Origin of the sequence: Polaromonas sp., from assembly GCF_031411155.1 — a bacterium.
In the GTDB taxonomy this organism is placed as follows: domain Bacteria; phylum Pseudomonadota; class Gammaproteobacteria; order Burkholderiales; family Burkholderiaceae_C; genus Polaromonas.
In genome coordinates, this window is record NZ_JANOAL010000263.1 from 16,697 (window position 1) to 34,281 (window position 17,585).

A 17,585-nucleotide genomic window follows, 5' to 3' on the forward strand; every position below is an offset into this window, starting at 1 on the left:
CCGGGCCGCAGGCGCAGCGGCCCCCCCGGGGGGCAGCGCAGTACGCGAAGCGACAAGCGTGGGGGCCACATCACTCATAACGCAGCGCCTCCGCCGGATTGACACGGCTGGCGCGCCAGCTGGGGTAAATGGTGGCCAGAAACGCCAGCACCAGCGAAATCACCACAATCGGCATGATGTCCACGTACTGCGGGTCGCTCGGCATGCGGCTGATCAGGTAGATGTCCTTGGGCAAGAAGCTGGCGTTCAGCAGCCGCTCCAGCGCCGGCACGATCACGTCGATGTTCAGCGCGATGCCCAGGCCCAGCAGCAGCCCCGACAGCGTGCCGATGACGCCGACCAGCGCGCCCTGCACCATGAAGATTTTCATGATGCTTTTCGGGCTGGCGCCCAGGGTGCGCAAAATGGCGATGTCGGCGCGCTTGTCGGTCACCGTCATCACCAGCGTGCTGACCAGGTTAAAGGCCGCCACCGCCACGATCAGCGTCAGGATGATGAACATCATGCGTTTTTCCAGCTGCACGGCGGCAAACCAGGTCTTGTTCTGCCGCGTCCAGTCGCGTATCAGCAAATCGCCGCTCAGGGTTTTTGCCAGCTCCATGGCGACCTCGCGGGCCTGGTGCAGGTCCTTGAGCTTGACGCGGATGCCGGTCGGCCCTTCCAGCCGGAAAATCCGGGCCGCATCGTCCTGATGCAGCATGACCAGCGCCGAGTCGTACTCAAAATGGCCCGAGTCAAAGGTGCCCACCACCGTCATTTGCTTCAGGCGCGGCACCACCCCGGCCGGGGTCACCTGGCCGCTAGGCGCAATCAGGGTCACGCTGTCGCCCTCGCGCACGCCCATGGCGCGCGCCAGCTCGCCGCCCAGCACCACGCCAAACTCGCCGGGGACCAGCCTGGCCAGCGTGGCGGTGGATGCCGCCGCCAGGTCGGTCACCTGCCCTTCCAGCGCCGGGTCAATGCCGCGCACCAGCGTGCCCTTCATGTCTTCGCCGCGCGCCAGCAGGGCCTGGGCCGCAATAAAGGTGGCGGCACCGACGACATTGGGGTTGGCCTTGATCTCGGCCAGGGTTTTTTGCGGGTCGGACAGGGCCGCGCCGTTGGGCGCGAACACCTCGATGTGCGAGATCACGCCCAGCATGCGGTCGCGCACCTCCTTCTGAAAGCCGTTCATCACGCTCAGCACAATGATCAGCGCCGCCACGCCCAGCGCAATGCCCAGCATGGACACGCCCGAAATAAAGGAAATAAAGCCGTTGCGCCGGGTGGCGCGGCCGGCGCGGGTGTAGCGCCAGCCCAGAATCAGCTCGTAAGGAATTTGCATAGAGGGCAATTGTGGCATCCCGCGCCGCAGCCCAGGCCATCCCGGACAATAGCCCCATGCCCGCCCTTTCACCCGTCCAGCCCGCCGCAGCCCAGCACCTGCTGATTCCGTTTGCCGTCTGCAGCGCGCCCGCCTGGCTGGCCAGCATGAAGGCGCTGCCGCCCGCCAGCACCCGCAACCTGGGCCAGCTGCTGCGCGGCATGGCCCCGGTGCATACCGACACCGGCGATGAACACTCGCTGTCGCCGCCGCATGAACGGGCGCTGGCCAGGGCGCTGGGCCTGGCCGGCGCGGATACGCCCGACGGCCTGATTCCCTGGGCCGCCCACGAAGCCGCCGCGCAGTTGCAGGCTGACGGCAGCAAGGGCTGGGCCTGGGTCACGCCCTGCCACTGGGCCATGGGCCGCGAACACGCCACGCTGACCGACCCGGCCGCGCTGGCCCTGACCGGGGAGGAGTCCCGCACCCTGCTGACCGCCATGCAGCCCTACTTTGAAACCGACGGCATCACCCTGCATGACCTGCAGCCGGGGCGCTGGCTGGCCGAGGGCGAGCCGTTTCGGCACTTGCCGACCGCCTCGCTGGACCGGGTGCTGGGCCGCAATGTGGATGCCTGGCTGCCTGACACGAAGACAGCGGCAGCCGGAAAATTTTCCGCCGGGCCGCCCCAAGGAAAATTAGCCTCCTCGGGGGGCAACGAATTACACGAAGTGAAAAGCGTGGGGGCCAGAATGCGCAGGCTGCAAAACGAAATGCAGATGCTGCTTTATACGCATCCGCTCAACGACGAACGGGCGGCACGGCGGCAATTGCCGGTCAACTCGTTCTGGCTCAGCGGCACGGGCGCCCTTCCGGGCGTTCAGGCCGCTGCCAGCCCCGAAATCAGCGTGCCGCGCAGCCTGGCCCAGGCCGTGTTTGCGGACGACTGGGCCGCTTACAGCGAGGCCTGGGCCCGGCTTGATGCCGGGGAAATCGCCAGCCTGCTGCAGCGCCAGCGCGCCGGAGAGCCGGTGCGGCTCACGCTGTGCGGTGAGCGCGGCGCGCAAACCCTGGACAGCCGGAAAACCGGTCTTTTTAGCCGAATTACCAGTCTTTTTGGCCCCCAGCCCATATGGAACATGCGCGAACAGCTATGAAAATCATAGCAATACAGAACTGCATCACATCATGAAAATACAGGTACGCGACGTGCCGCCGCGCAGCGTCTGGGCGCTGCAGCAGGCCGGCATTCATCCTTTGCTGGCTCAGTTGTATGCAGCGCGCGGCGTTCACAGCATGGACGAACTCGACGACGGGCTGGGCAAGCTGTTGCCGCCGGCCTCGCTGCTGGGCGCGCAGCAGGCGGCCCGGCTGCTGGCCGATGCCATGGCCGCCGGCCAAAAAATCTGTGTGGTGGCCGATTACGACTGCGACGGCGCTACCGCCTGCGCCGTGGCGCTGCGCGGTCTGCGCCTGCTGGGTGCGCAAAATGTCTGCTACCTCGTGCCCGACCGGGTGATTGACGGCTACGGCCTGACCGCACCGATCGCCGAGCGCGTCAAGGCGCTGGGCGCCGAGCTGCTGGTGACGGTGGACAACGGCATCGCCAGCCTGGACGGCGTGGCGCGCGCCAAGGCACTGGGCATGCAGGTGCTGGTGACCGACCACCACCTGCCCGCGCTGAAAGACGGGCAGGTGGTGCTGCCCGGCGCCGACGTGATCGTCAACCCGAACCAGCCCGATTGCAGTTTCGACAGCAAATCCATCGCCGGCGTGGGCGTGATGTTTTATGTGCTGCTGGCGCTGCGCGCCGAACTGCGTGAGCGCGGTGTTTTCGGACGTCCCGCCGCCGGGCCGCCCCAAGGCGGGACAGCCCCCGCGGGGGGCAGGGCAGCACACGAAGTGGCAAGCGTGGGGGTCAATCCGCAACCCAAGCTCGATACGCTGCTGCCTTTGGTCGCATTGGGCACCGTGGCCGACGTCGTCAGGCTAGACGCCAACAACCGCCGGCTCGTCGCCCAGGGCCTCAAACGCATACGCGCGGGCCATTTGCCGGCGGGGCTGGCCAGCCTGTTTACCGCCGCAGGCCGCCAGGCCAAGGTCGCCACCACCTTTGACTTTGGCTTTGCCCTAGGCCCGCGCATCAACGCCGCCGGCCGCCTGTCGGACATGACGCTGGGCATCGAATGCCTGCTGACCGACGACGCGGCGCGTGCCGGCGAGCTGGCCAGCATGCTGGACGGCATCAACCGCGAACGGCGTGACATTGAAGCCGGCATGCGCGAGCAGGCACAACTGGCGGCCGACGCGATGATTGACGAGGATGAGGCGCCACCGCCGGCCATCGCCATCTTTGACCCTGATTTTCATGAAGGCGTGGTCGGCATCGTGGCCTCGCGCATCAAGGACAAGCTGCACCGGCCCACCTTTGTCTTTGCCGCCAGCCAGGCGCCCGGCAAAGAGCATGAACTCAAGGGCTCGGGCCGCTCGATTCCGGGCTTTCATTTGCGCGATGCGCTGGACCTGGTGGCCAAGCGCTGCCCCGGCGTGCTGCTGCGCTTTGGCGGTCATGCCATGGCGGCGGGCTGCACCATAGCCGAAGAACAGTTCGAGGTGTTCGAGCAAGCGCTGCAGCAAGTTGCCCACGAATGGCTGGACGCCGCCACCTTGACGCGCCGCCTCGACACCGACGGCCCGCTGGCCCCCGAATACCGGCGTGCCGACCTGGTCGACACGCTGCACCGGGAAGTCTGGGGCCAGGGCTTTGCCGCCCCCACCTTCAGCGAGGAAGTCGAGGTGGTATCGCAGCGGCTGGTCGGTGAAAAACACCTGGCACTGAAGCTCAAGCACCAGGGCCAGCCGGTCGATGGCATCTGGTTTGGTCACACCGAGCCGCTACCGGCCCGCGTCAAGCTGGCCTTCCGGCTCGATGCCGATGAATGGCAGGGCGTCAGGCGGGTGCGGTTTCTGGTGGAGGCGGCGGAACTGTAGCGCCCCGAATTTGAAAAGCGTTCCGGACGACGCGCCTTGAGGCAGGTCGCCTACAGCAGCGCCCTGGGGCCAGCGCCAGAATCAAGGCACAGAAGGCGCCATGGTGACGCTTTCAACCATTCCTCAAGAGGACACCATGAATTCCATCATCTACATTGTCGGCCTGGTCGTCATCATCGGCGTCGTGCTGTCGTATTTCGGCTTCCGTTAAGTCCCTCCGGCTACATCACCGAATAGTCGCCGCCCCGCTCCAGCGCCCGCTGGTAGGCGGGCCGGGCGTGGATGCGGCGCAAAAAATCCATCAAGCGCGGCCGGCTCTCATCGAGCCCGCCACGCGCGGCGGCCGCTTCCAGCGGAAAACTCAGTTGCACATCGGCGCCGCTGAACGCGTCCCCGGCAAACCAGCCACTTTTGCCCAGCTCCATTTCAAGGTAGTCCAGGTGCTGCCGGATTTGCGGTTCGATATAGGACTGCCTGACCTTGGCGGCAATTCCTTTGGCAATCGGTTTGACAAAGAACGGCATCGGTGATTTTTCCACCGTGTCGAACACCAGCTTGAGCAGCAGCGGCGTCATGGCCGAGCCTTCGGCATAGTGCAGCCAGTAGCTGTAGCGCAGGCGCGCCGGCGTGCCCGCAGGCGGTGCCAGCCGACCGGCGCCATAGCGCTCGATCAGGTAGTCGATGATGGCGCCCGACTCCGCGAGTGTGAGATCGCCATCGGTAATGACCGGCGACTTGCCCAGCGGGTGCACCGCGCGCAACTCGGGCGGGGCCAGCATGGTCTTGGCATTGCGCTGGTAGCGTTTGATGTCGTAGTCCAGCCCCAGCTCTTCGAGCAGCCAGATGATGCGCTGTGAGCGTGAGTTGTTGAGGTGGTGCAGCGTGATCATGGGCGACTCCGGTAATTGGCTTGGGTCAGGCATGGTAGGCGATGCGGGCAGACCCGGCAAAAACCTGTGGCTATGTCGCGGCCCCGGCACGAGCGCGGGGCAGAGCGCCTAAAATGACCCGGTGACCCCTACCAACATCCTCAATGCCGACCTGCATTGCCACTCGGTGGTCTCCGATGGCACCCTGACTCCGGAAGCGCTGGCCGAGCGCGCCAAGACCAACGGGGTCGAGTTGTGGGCCCTGACGGATCACGACGAAATCGGCGGCCAGCAGCGCGCCGCCGCCGCCGCCAGGGCGCAGGGCCTGCGCTACCTCACCGGCGCCGAAATCTCGGTCACCTTTGCGGGCGAGACCGTGCATATCGTGGGCCTGGGTTTTGACGCCGACGATGCCGCCCTGCAACAGGGCTTGCGCCAGACCCGCGGCGGGCGTGAGCAACGGGCCATGGAAATGGCCGAGGGCCTGGCCAAGGTCGGCATCAAGGGCGCCTTTGAAGGCGCGCGCAAGTTTGTCGGCAACCCGGAGCTGATGTCGCGCACCCACTTTGCCCGCTTTCTGGTCGAATCTGGCGTGTGCAGCGAGACCCATGAAGTCTTTCGCAAATACCTGACCGAGGGCAAGCCCGGCTATGTCGAGCACCGCTGGGCCAGCCTGCATGACGCCGTAACCTGGATCACGCAGGCGCAAGGCGTTGCGGTGATTGCCCACCCGGGCCGCTACAAGTTCACGCCCAACGAAGAGTACGCGCTGTTCACCGAGTTCAAGGCGCACGGCGGTCAGGCGGTCGAAGTCGTCACGGGCAGCCACACGGCGCAGGAGTATGTGAAGTACGCCGAAACCGCCAAGGAATTTGGCCTGGCCGCCTCGCGCGGCAGTGACTTTCACAGCCCCGACGAAAGCCGCATTGATCTCGGTACGCTGCCATTTTTGCCGGGTGACCTGACGCCGGTGTGGGATCTGCTGGCGGACCGCATCCAGTAATGCCCGGCGCTGCAAGAACGGCTCCCCACGCGCTGGCGGGCATCGCGTTTCTGGTTGCCGGTGTCGCCTGCCTGGCGGTGCTGGACACCACCACCAAACTCATTTCACTGAGCGTGCCGGCGCTGATGGCGCTGTGGTTTCGCTACGCCTTTCAGGCCATTGCCACCACGCTGGCGGTGTTGCCCCTGCGGGGCCGGACCGTGCTGCGGACCTCGCATCCCAAATTCCAGTGCCTGCGCGGCGTGCTGCTGCTGAGCAGCAGCCTGTTGGCGTTTTTCAGCCTCAGGTACATGCCGGTGGGCGAGTTCACCGCGATTGTGATGATCACGCCGCTGGTGATCACCCTGCTGGCGGCGCTGACCCTGGGCGAGCGCGTGTCCTGGCTGCGCTGGGCGCTGGTGGTGGGGGGCTTTGCCGGCACCCTGGTCATCATCCGGCCCGGCGATGAAAGCTTTGACTGGACGCTGCTGCTGCCGCTGGGGCTGGTGATCTGCAACTCGTGGTTCCAGATTCTGACCAGCCGGCTGGCCCGCACCGAAGACCCTCTGACCATGCATTTTTATACCGGTTGGGTCGGCACGCTGATCGCCTCGCTGGCCCTCCCCTTTGTCTGGACGGCGCTCGATTCGTGGACCCTGTGGGCCGGCCTGGCCATCATGGGGCTGATGGGCACGGCCGGGCATTTCATGATGATTCTGGCCTATGGCCGCGCGCCGGCTTCCACCCTCACCCCTTTCCTGTATGCGCAGATTGGCTTTGCCATGCTGGGCGGCTGGCTGGCGTTTTCGCATGTGCCCGACCAGTGGTCGCTGCTGGGCATTGCCGCCATTGCGGTCTGCGGAGCCGCGGGCGCCTGGCTGGCGGTGCGCGAGAGCCGGGTGGCCATTCAGCCGCCCGAATCCTGAAGTCAAAAAAGAGAGCAACAAAAGGACGTCCCGCATGGCCCAGTTTTTTGAAGTTCACCCCGACAACCCCCAGCTTCGCCTGCTCAAGCAGGCCGCGGGCCTGCTGGCGCGCGGCGGCATTGCGGCCGTGCCCACCGATTCCAGCTATGCGCTGGTCTGCCACCTGGACGACAAGGCCGCGGCCGACAGCCTGCGCCGCATTCGCGGTGTTGATGACAAGCACCACCTGACCCTGCTGTGCCGCGACCTGAGCGAACTGGCCAGCTACGCGCGGGTCGACAACAAGCAGTTTCGCCTGCTCAAGGCGGCCACCCCCGGGCCCTACACCTTCATTCTGGAGGCCAGCAAGGAAGTGCCGCGCCGCCTGAGCCATCCGTCGCGCAAGACCATTGGCCTGCGCGTGCCCGAGCACAGGGTGTTGCAGGCGCTGCTGGAGCTGCACGCCGCGCCGCTGCTGGCCACCACGCTGATTCCGCGTGGCGAAACAGAACCGCTCAACGATGCGCAGGCGATTCGGGGCCTGATGGAACACGAACTGGCCGCCGTGATCGACGCCGGCGCCTGCCACCAGCAGCCCACCACCGTGATTGACCTGACCGCGATGGGCGACGGCGGCGAGCCGGTGCTGGTCCGGCAGGGACGCGGAGCCCTGGCCCGGCTGGGGCTTTAAGCGGGTCTGAGACAATCCGGCCATGGACATCGCCAACCTGATTCAAACCGTCGCCATTTATGCACTGCCCGTGCTGTTTGCCATCACCGTGCATGAAGCGGCACACGGCTATGCGGCCCGCCACTTTGGCGACAACACGGCGTACGCGCAGGGCCGCATCACGCTGAACCCGCTCAAGCATATCGACCCCATCGGCACCATCGCGATGCCGTTGCTGCTGTACTTTGCGACTTCGGGGGCCTTTCTGTTTGGCTACGCCAAGCCGGTTCCGGTCAATTTCGGCAATCTGCGCAACCCCAAGCGCGACATGATCTGGGTCGCGCTGGCCGGGCCCGCCTCCAATTTTGTTCAGGCCCTGCTGTGGGCCGTGCTGCTGGTGGTGCTGGGCGGCCTGGGCAGCGAAGAGCCCTTCTTCATCAAGATGGCACAGGCCGGCATTCTGACGAATCTGGTGATGTGGGCCTTCAACCTGTTTCCGCTGCCGCCACTGGACGGCGGCCGCATCCTGGTCGGCCTGCTGCCCTGGAAGCAGGCCCAGTGGCTGGCACGCATTGAGCCCTGGGGCTTTTTTGTGGTGATGGGCCTGGTGATTGCCGGGGTGGTGGGCACGCTCTGGCTGCGCCCGCTGATGACCTTCGGCTACTTCCTGATCAATACCTTGATGTCCCCCCTGCTGGCGCTGCTGCGCTGAGGCCCGCACTTTTCATTCCCCATCGGCCGTTTGTTCTGTATGACCACCGCACCCTCCACCGCATCCTCCGCAGTCCCTTCCACCGATTCTCCCCAGCGCTTTCTGACCGGCATCACCACCACCGGCACACCGCATCTGGGCAACTTTGTCGGCTCGATCCGCCCTTCGGTGGCCGCCAGCCGCCTGCCCGGCGTGCAGAGTTTTTATTTCCTGGCCGACTACCACGCGCTGATCAAGTGCGATGAGCCCGCGCGCATCCAGCGCTCCACGCTGGAGATCGCCGCCAGCTGGCTGGCCGCCGGGCTGGACCCGGAGCGCGTGATGTTTTACCGCCAGTCCGACATTCCCGAAATTCCCGAACTGACCTGGCTGCTGACCTGCGTCACCGGCAAGGGCGTGCTCAACCGCGCCCACGCCTACAAGGCCTCGGTCGACAAAAACGAGGCCGCCGGCCACGACCCCGATACCGATGTCACGGCGGGCCTGTTCATGTACCCGGTGCTGATGGGCGCCGACATTTTGATGTTCAGGACGCACAAGGTGCCGGTCGGTCGCGACCAGATCCAGCACATTGAGATGGCGCGCGACATGGCGCAGCGTTTCAATCACCTGTACGGAGAGCATCTGGTGCTGCCCGAGGCGGTGATTGAAGAATCGGTGGCCCTGCTGCCCGGCCTGGATGGCCGCAAAATGAGCAAGAGCTACGACAACACGATCCCGCTGTTTGCGCCGCGCGAGCAGTTGCGCAAGCTGATCGCCGGCATCCTGACCGACTCGCGCGCACCCGGCGAGCCCAAAGAGGCCGAAGGCTCGGCGCTGTTCCAGATTTACCAGGCTTTTGCCAGCGCCGCAGAAACCAGCGCACTGCGCCAGGCCTATGCCGATGGCATCAGCTGGGGTGATGCCAAACAGCTGCTGTTTGAGCGCATCGACCAGGAAGTGGCCCCGATGCGCGAGCGCTACCACGCCTTCATCGACAACCCTGACCAGATCGAGGCCATCTTGCAGGCTGGCGCCCAAAAAGCCCGCCAAGTGGCCAGCCCCTTCATGGCCGAGCTGCGGCAGGCGGTCGGGCTGCGCCGGCTGGGCGCGCCGGCGACGGTCAAAAAAGACAAGACCGCCAAAACCGCCGCCCCTGCCTTCAAGCAATACCGCGAGGCCGATGGCCGCTTTTATTTCAAGCTGCTGGCCGCTGATGCCCGCTTGTTGCTGCAAAGCCAGGGCTTTGACTCCCCCAGGGATGCAGCGCAGACCATCAAGCTGCTGCAGCAAGGTGGCCCGGCCGCGCTGGCTTCGCTGCAGGGCCAGGTTGAGGCCGCGCAGGGCATTGGCGACAGCGAACTGGCCGTGGCGCTTAAGTTCTTTACAGACCCCAGCCCCTGATTAGGCCCGCATCAGCTTGGCCGGCGACGCTTTAGCCGGTTGTTTTGGCCCCCAGAAAACCGGAACAATTGCCCGAACTTCTTATTTATTTTTGGTCAAAAATAGACTTTCAGCCGTTATGCTCATTGCTGACGGAAATTTTGCTTCACGCCTAAACTAATGAGTATTTTTGTAGTCGATGACCATCCCTTGATGCGGGAGGCGATTGTCATGCTGATCCGGCGCCTGAACAGCAAGGTCACCGTGACCGAACTGGACCGGCTGGCCGCCGTGGTGCCCGCGGTCGCGCAGCACGGCATGCCCGAACTGATCTGCCTGGACCTGAAGCTTCCTGACACCAATGGTGTGTCGGGGGTTCGCGAACTCAAACAACAGTTTCCCGAGGTGCCGCTGGTCGTGCTGTCGGCCGCGCCGGCACAGGACTATGAAGAGCTTTCGATTGAAGCCGGCGCCGACGCCTATATTCAGAAATCGGCGGGCGCCACCGAAATCAGCAATGTGCTGCGCGTCTTTCTGAACAAGGAACTGGACCCGGCATCCGCGCCGCCCGCAGAAAAACTCTCCAAGCGCCAAAAGCAGTTGCTGGTCATGCTCGACAAGGGCATGAGCAACCGTGACATCGCCGAAGAACTGCAAATCAGCGAGCACACCGTCAAGGTGCATTTGTGGCGCCTGTTCCGGCGCCTCAATGTCAAAAGCCGCTCGCAGGCCAGCCACCTCGCCCGCACCCAGGGCCTGCTCTGATCGACGGTGCTTCAGGCCGCCGCCGGTTTGGCCCCTGACAGTTCAACCCAGAACACACTGCCCCGCCCGGCCTTGGAGGCCATGCCCACCGGGTGCCCCAGTGCCTGGCTGATACGCGATACGATGGCCAGACCCAGGCCGAAGCCCTGCTCGGTGCCGCCTCTGGGGACGCGGTAAAACTCCTGGAAAATCGCCTGCTGGTGTTCCTCGGCAATGCCGATGCCGGTGTCCCACACTTCGATGCACCAGGCGCCACGCCTGCGCCGCAGCGCCATCAGCACTCCCCCCTGGAAGGTGTTTTTCAGGGCGTTGGACAGCAGGTTGCCCACCAGCCGCCTGAGCAGCACCGGGTCCGACCACACCAGGGTCTGGCCGGCGCGGGTTCTAAGCCGCAGGCCCTGCTCCTGGGCAAAAGGCGCGTATTGCACCTGCAGGTCCTGGATGAACCCGGCCAGGTCAAGCTCCTGCAGGTTGGCCTTCAGGGGGTCGGTCTGAAGGCCTGCGAGGTCAAAAAGCGAGTTGAACAGTTCATGCACCGCTTTGCTGGACTGGACGATTTTTGGCGCGATCTGGCTCACATATTCGGGCTCGGCGGCCAGCCAGCCCGCATACAGATCGAGCGCCAGCACCGGCTGGCGCAAGTCATGGGCCGCGCTGGCGATAAAGCGGTTCTTGACCTCGACCGCTTCCAGCGCCGCACGACTCTTCTCGGTCAGCGAGGCGATCAGGGCGGCGTTGTCAAACTGTAACCCCAGATTGGCACGCTGCATTTCATGCACGCGTCGCCCCGACATTCGAATCGCCCCCCAGTACAGCAACACCAGCATCAGCATGGCCGCGGCGTTGAAGCTGACCGGCAGGCCGTCCTCAATCATCATCTGGTAGCCCAGCGACAGCAGAACCATGACGCCCAGCCCATCGACAAAACCGTAGAAACCCCGCAGGTAAGACGACAAGGTACCGACCGCAAAGCTGTTGATGCCGATCAGGATCAGCAGGCACAAAAACTGGTCGTAAACCGCCACTTTCAGGAAAAACAGGAACATCGAGGCGCCCCAGACCATTGCGCTCAGAGTCCAGAGCCCGTGACAGCGCGCCATGAAAGCCTGCAAGCGGGCGCCGCTCACGCCGCTCAGGGTTCGCTGATAAAGGCTGATGACACGGTAACGCACCAGCACGATGGTGGTGACAGCCACCGTCCAGACCCACAGCCCGGTGCTGTTGGCCTGCTCGTGCAGGATCGCCCACATGATGGCCACCATCAGCAACGCCGTGTGCAGCGCGGGCTGCGCATAACGCATAAAGGTCTGCATCATCTGCATTTCCACCCAGTCATCGCGCGCGGCGCGGCACAGGTCCTGGCCAGGCGGGTTGGGGGCGGTGAGATTCATGGGGGGAGTTTAGCCTCGGGACAGCGGATTTGAATAGGCAAAAACGCCAGCACCAGACCAAAAAAAAACGGTCTGGCGCTATTGAATTAATAGCACCAGACCGTTGTCAGTGGCGGAGAGGGTGGGATTCGAACCCACGGTACCTTGCGGTACGCCTGATTTCGAGTCAGGTACATTCGGCCACTCTGCCACCTCTCCTGTGTAGCTCTCGCATTCTAGCAGGCCGAAAGCCGGGTGATGCCGCCCATGTAGGGCTGCAGCACGGCGGGCACGTCCACGCTGCCGTCGGCGCGCTGATAGTTCTCCAGCACCGCCACCAAGGTGCGGCCCACCGCCAGGCCGGAACCGTTGAGGGTGTGAACGAATTCGTTCTTGCCCTGGGCGTTCTTGAAGCGGGCCTGCAGGCGGCGCGCCTGGAAGGCTTCGCAGTTGGAGACCGAGCTGATCTCGCGGTAGGTGTTTTGCGCCGGCAGCCAGACCTCGAGGTCATAGGTCTTGCTGGCGCCAAAGCCCATGTCGCCGGTGCACAGCAGCATGACGCGGTACGGCAGGCCCAGCTTTTGCAAAATCGCCTCGGCGTGGCCGGTCATGGCTTCCAGCGCTTCATAACTTTTCTCGGGATGCACGATCTGCACCATCTCGACCTTGTCGAACTGGTGCTGGCGGATCATGCCGCGCGTGTCGCGGCCATAGCTGCCGGCCTCGGAACGAAAGCACGGCGTGTGGGCGGTGAACATCAGCGGCAGCTGCGATTCGGCCACGATCTCGTCGCGCATGAAGTTGGTCAGCGGCACTTCGGAGGTCGGGATCAGGTACAGCGCGGCGTTTTCCGCCTCGCCTTCCTGGCCGCCCTTTCTGGCGGCAAACAGGTCTTCCTCGAACTTGGGCAACTGGCCGGTGCCGCGCAGTGAATCGCCGTTGACGATGTAGGGCACGTAACATTCGGTGTAGCCGTGCTCCGCCGTCTGCACGTCGAGCATGAACTGCGCCAGCGCCCGGTGCAGGCGCGCCAGCGGGCCTTTCATGACGGTAAAGCGCGAGCCGGTGAGCTTGGTGCCGAGTTCAAAGTCCAGCCCCAGCGGCTGGCCCACGTCGACGTGGTCCTTGACCTCGAACGAATAGGCCGGCGGCGAGCCACCCGGGCCTTCGACCGGGCTCCATTTGCGCACCTCGAGATTGCCGGCCTCGCCCGTGCCCGGCGGCACGCTGTCGTGCGGCAGATTGGGCACGGCCAGCAGCAGCGCCTGCATCTCGGCCTGAATCTGCTCGAGCCGGATGCTGGAGGCCTCCAGTTCGGCCTTGGAGGCGCTGACCTGTGCCATCACGGCGCTGGCGTCCTCGCCTTTCGCCTTGAGCTGGCCAATCTGTTTGGACAGGGTGTTGCGCTGGTTTTGCAGCTCTTCGGTGCGGATCTGCAGGCTCTTGCGCTCGGCTTCGAGGGCCTGGAACGCGGGCACATTGAGAAAGGCCTGCGGGTTTTTTCGGGTTTCAAGCCGGGCGATGGCCGAGGGCAGGTCTTTGCGGAGCAGGTTGATGTCTAGCATGGGGCAATTGTATTTTGTGGGGCCTCAGGCCAGGGTGGCCGGGTCCAGGTTGGCGCCGCAAATGATCAGGCAGACCTTTTCGCCGGCGCGCGGTGTGTAGCGGCCGCTGTGCAGCGCAGCCAGCGGCAAGGCGGCGGCCGGTTCCACCGCCAGCTTGAGTTCTTTCCAGAGCCACCGCTGCGCCGCGCGAATCGAGGCATCCGTCAGCAGCAGCGCATCGCGCACATGGGCCTGCGTCGCCTGCCAGCCCAGGCTGCCAATGCGTTTTGCGCCCAGCGAATCGGCGGCGATGCCGCTGACGGCCACATCGACCGGCCGGCCGGCTTCTCTGGCCTTGAACAGCGTCGGCGCCAGTTCGGGTTCCAGCGCCACGACGCGGCTACGCGCCTCGAACCAGTTCGCCACACCGCCAATCAGGCCGCCACCACCGACGCTGACCAGCACCGAGTCGGGCAGGCCGCCCTGCTCCTCGAGCTCCAGCGCCAGCGTGCCCGCGCCCACCAGCACTTCAGGCTGGTCATAGGCATGCGTCATCAGCGCGCCGCTCTGCTGCTGGCGCGCCAGGCAGGCCTGCAGCGCGTCGGCATAGGCGGCACCGGTCACCACCACCTCGGCACCCAGGGCCGCGAGCCGGGCGCGCTTGGCGGGCGGGCAGACCTCGGGCACAAACACCTCGCAGCGCACGCCCAGCGCGCTGGCGGCGGCGGCCGTGGCGATGCCGGCGTTGCCGCCCGAAGCCACAATCACGCCGCTGGGCGGGATGGGGTTGGACAACAGGCGATTGAGCATGCCGCGCGCCTTGAAGCTGCCGCCGGTCTGCAACTGTTCGAGCTTGAGCCAGACCTCAGCGCAGTCCAAGCCAAGCGCCTTGCCGGGCAGCTTGCACAGCGGTGTTTTGCGAATAAAGTGGCTGTAGTCCTTATAGAACGTACGGTAGCAGCTCTCAATTTGATAGCGGATCGTCATGGCCGCCGGTCAGCCCAGGTTGTGCAGCTGGCTGTCTTCAACTTCCAGCGTGTGGCCCTGGGCATCGACTTTGAGGCCCTTGGGCAGCGGGAACTTGATGGTCTCCTCAATCCCGTCCATCTTGCGCACCGACACCGCGCCCAGCGCCTTGATGCGGTCAATCACCTGCTTGACCAGGATCTCGGGCGCGGACGCACCGGCCGTCAGGCCAACCCGGCCCTTGCCTTCGAACCACGACTCCCGCAGCTCGCTGGCATCGTCGACCATATAGGCTTCGGTGCCGAGCCGGGTCGCCAGTTCGCGCAGGCGGTTGCTGTTGGAGCTGGTCGGGCTGCCGACCACAATTAAAATATCGACCTGCGGGCTCAGCACCTTGACCGCATCCTGCCGGTTTTGCGTGGCATAGCAGATGTCTTGCTGCTTGGGCTCGCGCACCTGCGGAAAGCGCGCCTTCACGGCGGCGCTAATCTCGGCGGCGTCGTCCACGCTCAGCGTGGTCTGCGTCACCACCGCCAGCCGCTCGGTTTGCGCCGGTGAAATACGCGCCACATCGGCCACGTCTTCGACCAGATGAATGCCGCTGTCGAGCTGGCCCATGGTGCCTTCGACCTCGGGGTGGCCCTTGTGGCCGATCATGATGAACTCGTAACCCTCCTTGTGCAGCTTGGCGACTTCGACATGCACCTTGGTCACCAGCGGACAGGTGGCGTCAAAAATCTGGAAGCCGCGCGCCCGCGCTTCCTTCTGGATCGCCTGGCTCACGCCGTGGGCGCTGAAGACCAGCGTGGCGCCGGGCGGCACGTCGCTCAGTTCTTCGATAAAGATCGCGCCCTTGGTTTTGAGGTCGTTGACCACATAGGTGTTGTGCACGATTTCATGGCGCACATAAATCGGCGCGCCAAACTTGGCCAGCGCCCGCTCGACGATTTCGATGGCGCGATCAACACCCGCGCAAAAACCACGCGGCTCAGCAAGGAGGATTTCCTGAGGCAACTGATCAGGGGAGAGTTCCGCCGACAGGCCGCCCTTAGGCGGAACAGCCCCCTCGGGGGGCAGCGCAGTACGCGAAGCGACAAGCGTGGGGGTCATAGCACTCCAATCACATGAACTTCAAACAGCACCGGCTGGCCGGCCAGCGGGTGGTTGAAATCAAACTGCACGGCCTCGCCAGCATCTTTCACCTGCTGCACCGCGCCGGCGTACTGGCCCAGGCCGTCGGGCGTGGGGAACTGCACCACATCGCCGACCTGGTACTGCTCGCCTGGGTCGCCCAGCTCGTTGAGCAGCTTGCGCGCCACCCACTGCAGCAGCTCCGGGTTGCGCTCGCCAAAGGCCTCGCCGGCCGCCAGCTCAAAGGTGCTGCGCGTGCCTTCGGGCAGGCCCAGCAGCCGCTGCTCAAGCGCCGGCGACAACTCGCCCGTGCCCAAGCTCAGCGTGGCCGGCTTGCCGCCAAAGGTATTGATGATGTCGGCGCCATCGGGTCCGGCCATGCGGTAATGCAGGGTCAGGAAGGAGCCCGGCTGGACGAGTGGAGGGGGGGCGGTGGGCACGGCGGTCATAAGACTCTCAGAGGCCAGCCGCGGTGGCTGACGGGTGTTTGTAAACTGCCCCTATTGTAGAAAACCCGGCTGACCCGCCCCGCCGCAGGTTTTTTGCCCTTTATTGCCCCTTTATTGCCCCTTCTTTTATTGCCCCGCCAGCAACCCCTTCCAACCATGCTCCTCAAAGACCTGCCCGCCGACGCCCGACCGCGCGAGAAACTGCTGGCCCGCGGCCCCGGCGCGCTCAGCGATGCCGAGCTGCTGGCGCTGCTGCTGCGCACCGGCCTGCCCGGCAAGAATGCGCTGCAGATGGGCCAGGAACTGCTGGCCACCTTCGGCGGCGTGGCCGGGCTGCTGCACACCGGGCCTGAGGCCCTCAAAAGCATCAAGGGCCTGGGGCCGGCCAAACGCGCTGAAATTGTGGCCGTGCTGGAGCTGGCGCGGCGGGCGCTGGCCGAAGAGCTGAAGGAAAAAACCCTGTTTGCCACGCCGCAGGCGGTGCGCGACTACCTGCAGCTGCAGCTGGGCAGCCGACCGCACGAGATCTTTGCGGTGCTGTTTCTGGACAGCCAGCACCGCCTGATTGCGATGGAGGAGCTGTTTCGCGGCACCCTGACGCAGACCAGCGTGTACCCGCGCGAAGTCGTCGTCAGGGCGCTGGCGCTGAATGCCGCCAGCGTGGTGCTGGCGCACAACCACCCAAGCGGCACGGCCCAGCCCTCCCGTGCCGACGAAGCGCTGACGCAAACCCTGAAGGCCGCGCTGGCGCTGGTCGATGTGCGCGTGCTTGACCATTTCGTGGTCACCAGCACCCAGGCCGTTTCGATGGCCGAGCTGGGACTGCTGTAAGGTCGGGTCATGCGACAGACCGGCATCAAAGACCTGAAAGACCTCAAGGCGGTCAGGCAGGACATCGAAACCCGCGCCCGCCTGGCCGCCGAGCTGGAAGCGGCGCGGCGCGCCGCTGCGGCCAAAGCCAGGGCCGAGAAAGAGCTGTTCTCGCGCGCGGTCGGCCCCGTCAAGGCCCTGCCCGCCAAACACCGGCCCGGCCACCGGGCGCAGCTGCCCGTGGTGCAGGCGCCGCCCATCGCCGTGCAAATGCAGCGCGACGAGCAGGCCGTGATGCGCGAAGCCCTGTCCGATGAATTTGATGTGGACACCCTGCTGGACACCGACGACAGCCTGAGCTACCGGCGGCCCGGCATAGGCCCCGACGTGGCGCGCAAGCTGCGCCGGGGCGGCTGGAGCATTCAGGGCCAGCTCGACCTGCACGGCCTGCGCCAGGGCGACGCCCGAGAGGCGCTGGCCCAGTTCGTGCGTGACGCGCAAAAGGTCAGCTGGCGTTGCGTACGGGTGGTGCATGGCAAGGGGCTGGGTTCGCCCGGCAAGACGCCGGTACTCAAGGGCAAGGTGCAAAGCTGGCTGATCCAGAAGCAGGAAGTACTGGCCTTTGTGCAGGCCCGGCCGGCCGAGGGCGGCGCCGGCGCGCTGGTGGTGTTGCTGGCGCAGGGCTGAGTTGCGGGTTTTCAGAAAAATCGTCTGCTATGTTTTTAATAGCTGTATGCGCACTATTTACCTGGGCTA

The 17,585-nt window shown here is 65.1% G+C and carries 17 protein-coding genes and 1 tRNA gene; 10 read left to right on the plus strand and 8 right to left on the minus strand.

From position 1 onward, the window contains the following. Positions 1-70 precede the first annotated feature (70 nt). The gene (locus RMO23_RS15675; RefSeq protein ID WP_309683471.1) at positions 71-1,324 is read right to left on the minus strand and encodes a lipoprotein-releasing ABC transporter permease subunit; all 1,254 of its coding nucleotides are present in this window, start codon (positions 1,322-1,324) and stop codon (positions 71-73) included. Positions 1,325-1,380: 56 nt separating this feature from the next. Between RMO23_RS15675 and RMO23_RS15680 the strand changes: the two genes are divergently transcribed. Further along, on the plus strand, positions 1,381-2,460 hold the full coding sequence (locus RMO23_RS15680) for a hypothetical protein (RefSeq protein WP_309683474.1): 1,080 nt from the start codon (positions 1,381-1,383) through the stop codon (positions 2,458-2,460). A gap of 31 nt (positions 2,461-2,491) precedes the next feature. Beyond that, positions 2,492-4,294 carry a single-stranded-DNA-specific exonuclease RecJ gene (gene recJ, locus RMO23_RS15685; RefSeq protein WP_309683477.1) on the plus strand — a complete coding sequence of 601 codons (1,803 nt, stop codon included), beginning with the start codon at positions 2,492-2,494 and terminating at the stop codon, positions 4,292-4,294. A gap of 221 nt (positions 4,295-4,515) precedes the next feature. Here recJ and RMO23_RS15690 read toward each other — a convergent pair whose 3' ends face one another. After that, the gene (locus RMO23_RS15690) at positions 4,516-5,184 is read right to left on the minus strand and encodes a glutathione S-transferase (protein WP_309683479.1); all 669 of its coding nucleotides are present in this window, start codon (positions 5,182-5,184) and stop codon (positions 4,516-4,518) included. 121 nt (positions 5,185-5,305) lie between these two features. Here RMO23_RS15690 and RMO23_RS15695 point away from each other — a divergent pair, with 121 nt between their 5' ends. The 6 genes from RMO23_RS15695 (at position 5,306) to RMO23_RS15720 (ending at position 10,559) form a co-directional block, all read left to right on the plus strand. Then, positions 5,306-6,166 carry a 3',5'-nucleoside bisphosphate phosphatase gene (locus RMO23_RS15695; protein ID WP_309683481.1) on the plus strand — a complete coding sequence of 287 codons (861 nt, stop codon included), beginning with the start codon at positions 5,306-5,308 and terminating at the stop codon, positions 6,164-6,166. After that, positions 6,166-7,071 (plus strand): DMT family transporter, encoded by a 906-nt coding sequence (locus RMO23_RS15700; protein WP_309683483.1) that lies wholly within the window; start codon positions 6,166-6,168, stop codon positions 7,069-7,071. The genes RMO23_RS15695 and RMO23_RS15700 overlap by 1 nt, the downstream gene beginning before the upstream one ends. A gap of 34 nt (positions 7,072-7,105) precedes the next feature. Next, on the plus strand, positions 7,106-7,741 hold the full coding sequence (locus RMO23_RS15705; protein ID WP_309683486.1) for an L-threonylcarbamoyladenylate synthase: 636 nt from the start codon (positions 7,106-7,108) through the stop codon (positions 7,739-7,741). A gap of 22 nt (positions 7,742-7,763) precedes the next feature. Further along, positions 7,764-8,432, plus strand: a complete 669-nt coding sequence (locus RMO23_RS15710; RefSeq protein ID WP_309683488.1) for a site-2 protease family protein — start codon at positions 7,764-7,766, stop codon at positions 8,430-8,432. A gap of 39 nt (positions 8,433-8,471) precedes the next feature. Continuing rightward, positions 8,472-9,815, plus strand: a complete 1,344-nt coding sequence (locus RMO23_RS15715) for a tryptophan--tRNA ligase (protein ID WP_309683492.1) — start codon at positions 8,472-8,474, stop codon at positions 9,813-9,815. Positions 9,816-9,974: 159 nt separating this feature from the next. After that, positions 9,975-10,559 (plus strand): response regulator transcription factor, encoded by a 585-nt coding sequence (locus tag RMO23_RS15720; RefSeq protein ID WP_309683495.1) that lies wholly within the window; start codon positions 9,975-9,977, stop codon positions 10,557-10,559. An 11-nt stretch (positions 10,560-10,570) separates the two neighbouring features. On the opposite strand, the gene RMO23_RS15725 is transcribed toward RMO23_RS15720, so the two are convergent. The 6 genes from RMO23_RS15725 to RMO23_RS15750 form a co-directional block, all read right to left on the minus strand. Further along, the gene (locus tag RMO23_RS15725) at positions 10,571-11,950 is read right to left on the minus strand and encodes a HAMP domain-containing sensor histidine kinase (RefSeq protein ID WP_309683498.1); all 1,380 of its coding nucleotides are present in this window, start codon (positions 11,948-11,950) and stop codon (positions 10,571-10,573) included. A 110-nt stretch (positions 11,951-12,060) separates the two neighbouring features. Continuing rightward, positions 12,061-12,148 (minus strand) — tRNA-Ser (locus tag RMO23_RS15730). Positions 12,149-12,165: 17 nt separating this feature from the next. Further along, positions 12,166-13,494 carry a serine--tRNA ligase gene (gene serS, locus RMO23_RS15735; protein WP_309683501.1) on the minus strand — a complete coding sequence of 443 codons (1,329 nt, stop codon included), beginning with the start codon at positions 13,492-13,494 and terminating at the stop codon, positions 12,166-12,168. A 24-nt stretch (positions 13,495-13,518) separates the two neighbouring features. Then, positions 13,519-14,460 carry a threonine/serine dehydratase gene (locus tag RMO23_RS15740; protein WP_309683503.1) on the minus strand — a complete coding sequence of 314 codons (942 nt, stop codon included), beginning with the start codon at positions 14,458-14,460 and terminating at the stop codon, positions 13,519-13,521. 9 nt (positions 14,461-14,469) lie between these two features. Next, the gene (gene ispH / locus RMO23_RS15745) at positions 14,470-15,549 is read right to left on the minus strand and encodes a 4-hydroxy-3-methylbut-2-enyl diphosphate reductase (RefSeq protein WP_309683506.1); all 1,080 of its coding nucleotides are present in this window, start codon (positions 15,547-15,549) and stop codon (positions 14,470-14,472) included. Continuing rightward, the gene (locus tag RMO23_RS15750; protein ID WP_309683509.1) at positions 15,546-16,019 is read right to left on the minus strand and encodes an FKBP-type peptidyl-prolyl cis-trans isomerase; all 474 of its coding nucleotides are present in this window, start codon (positions 16,017-16,019) and stop codon (positions 15,546-15,548) included. The genes ispH and RMO23_RS15750 overlap by 4 nt, the downstream gene beginning before the upstream one ends. A 156-nt stretch (positions 16,020-16,175) precedes the next feature. On the opposite strand from RMO23_RS15750, the gene radC reads away from it, so the two are divergent. Continuing rightward, on the plus strand, positions 16,176-16,850 hold the full coding sequence (gene radC / locus RMO23_RS15755; protein ID WP_309683511.1) for a DNA repair protein RadC: 675 nt from the start codon (positions 16,176-16,178) through the stop codon (positions 16,848-16,850). A gap of 9 nt (positions 16,851-16,859) precedes the next feature. Beyond that, positions 16,860-17,516 carry a Smr/MutS family protein gene (locus tag RMO23_RS15760; protein ID WP_309683514.1) on the plus strand — a complete coding sequence of 219 codons (657 nt, stop codon included), beginning with the start codon at positions 16,860-16,862 and terminating at the stop codon, positions 17,514-17,516. Positions 17,517-17,585: the final 69 nt, after the last annotated feature.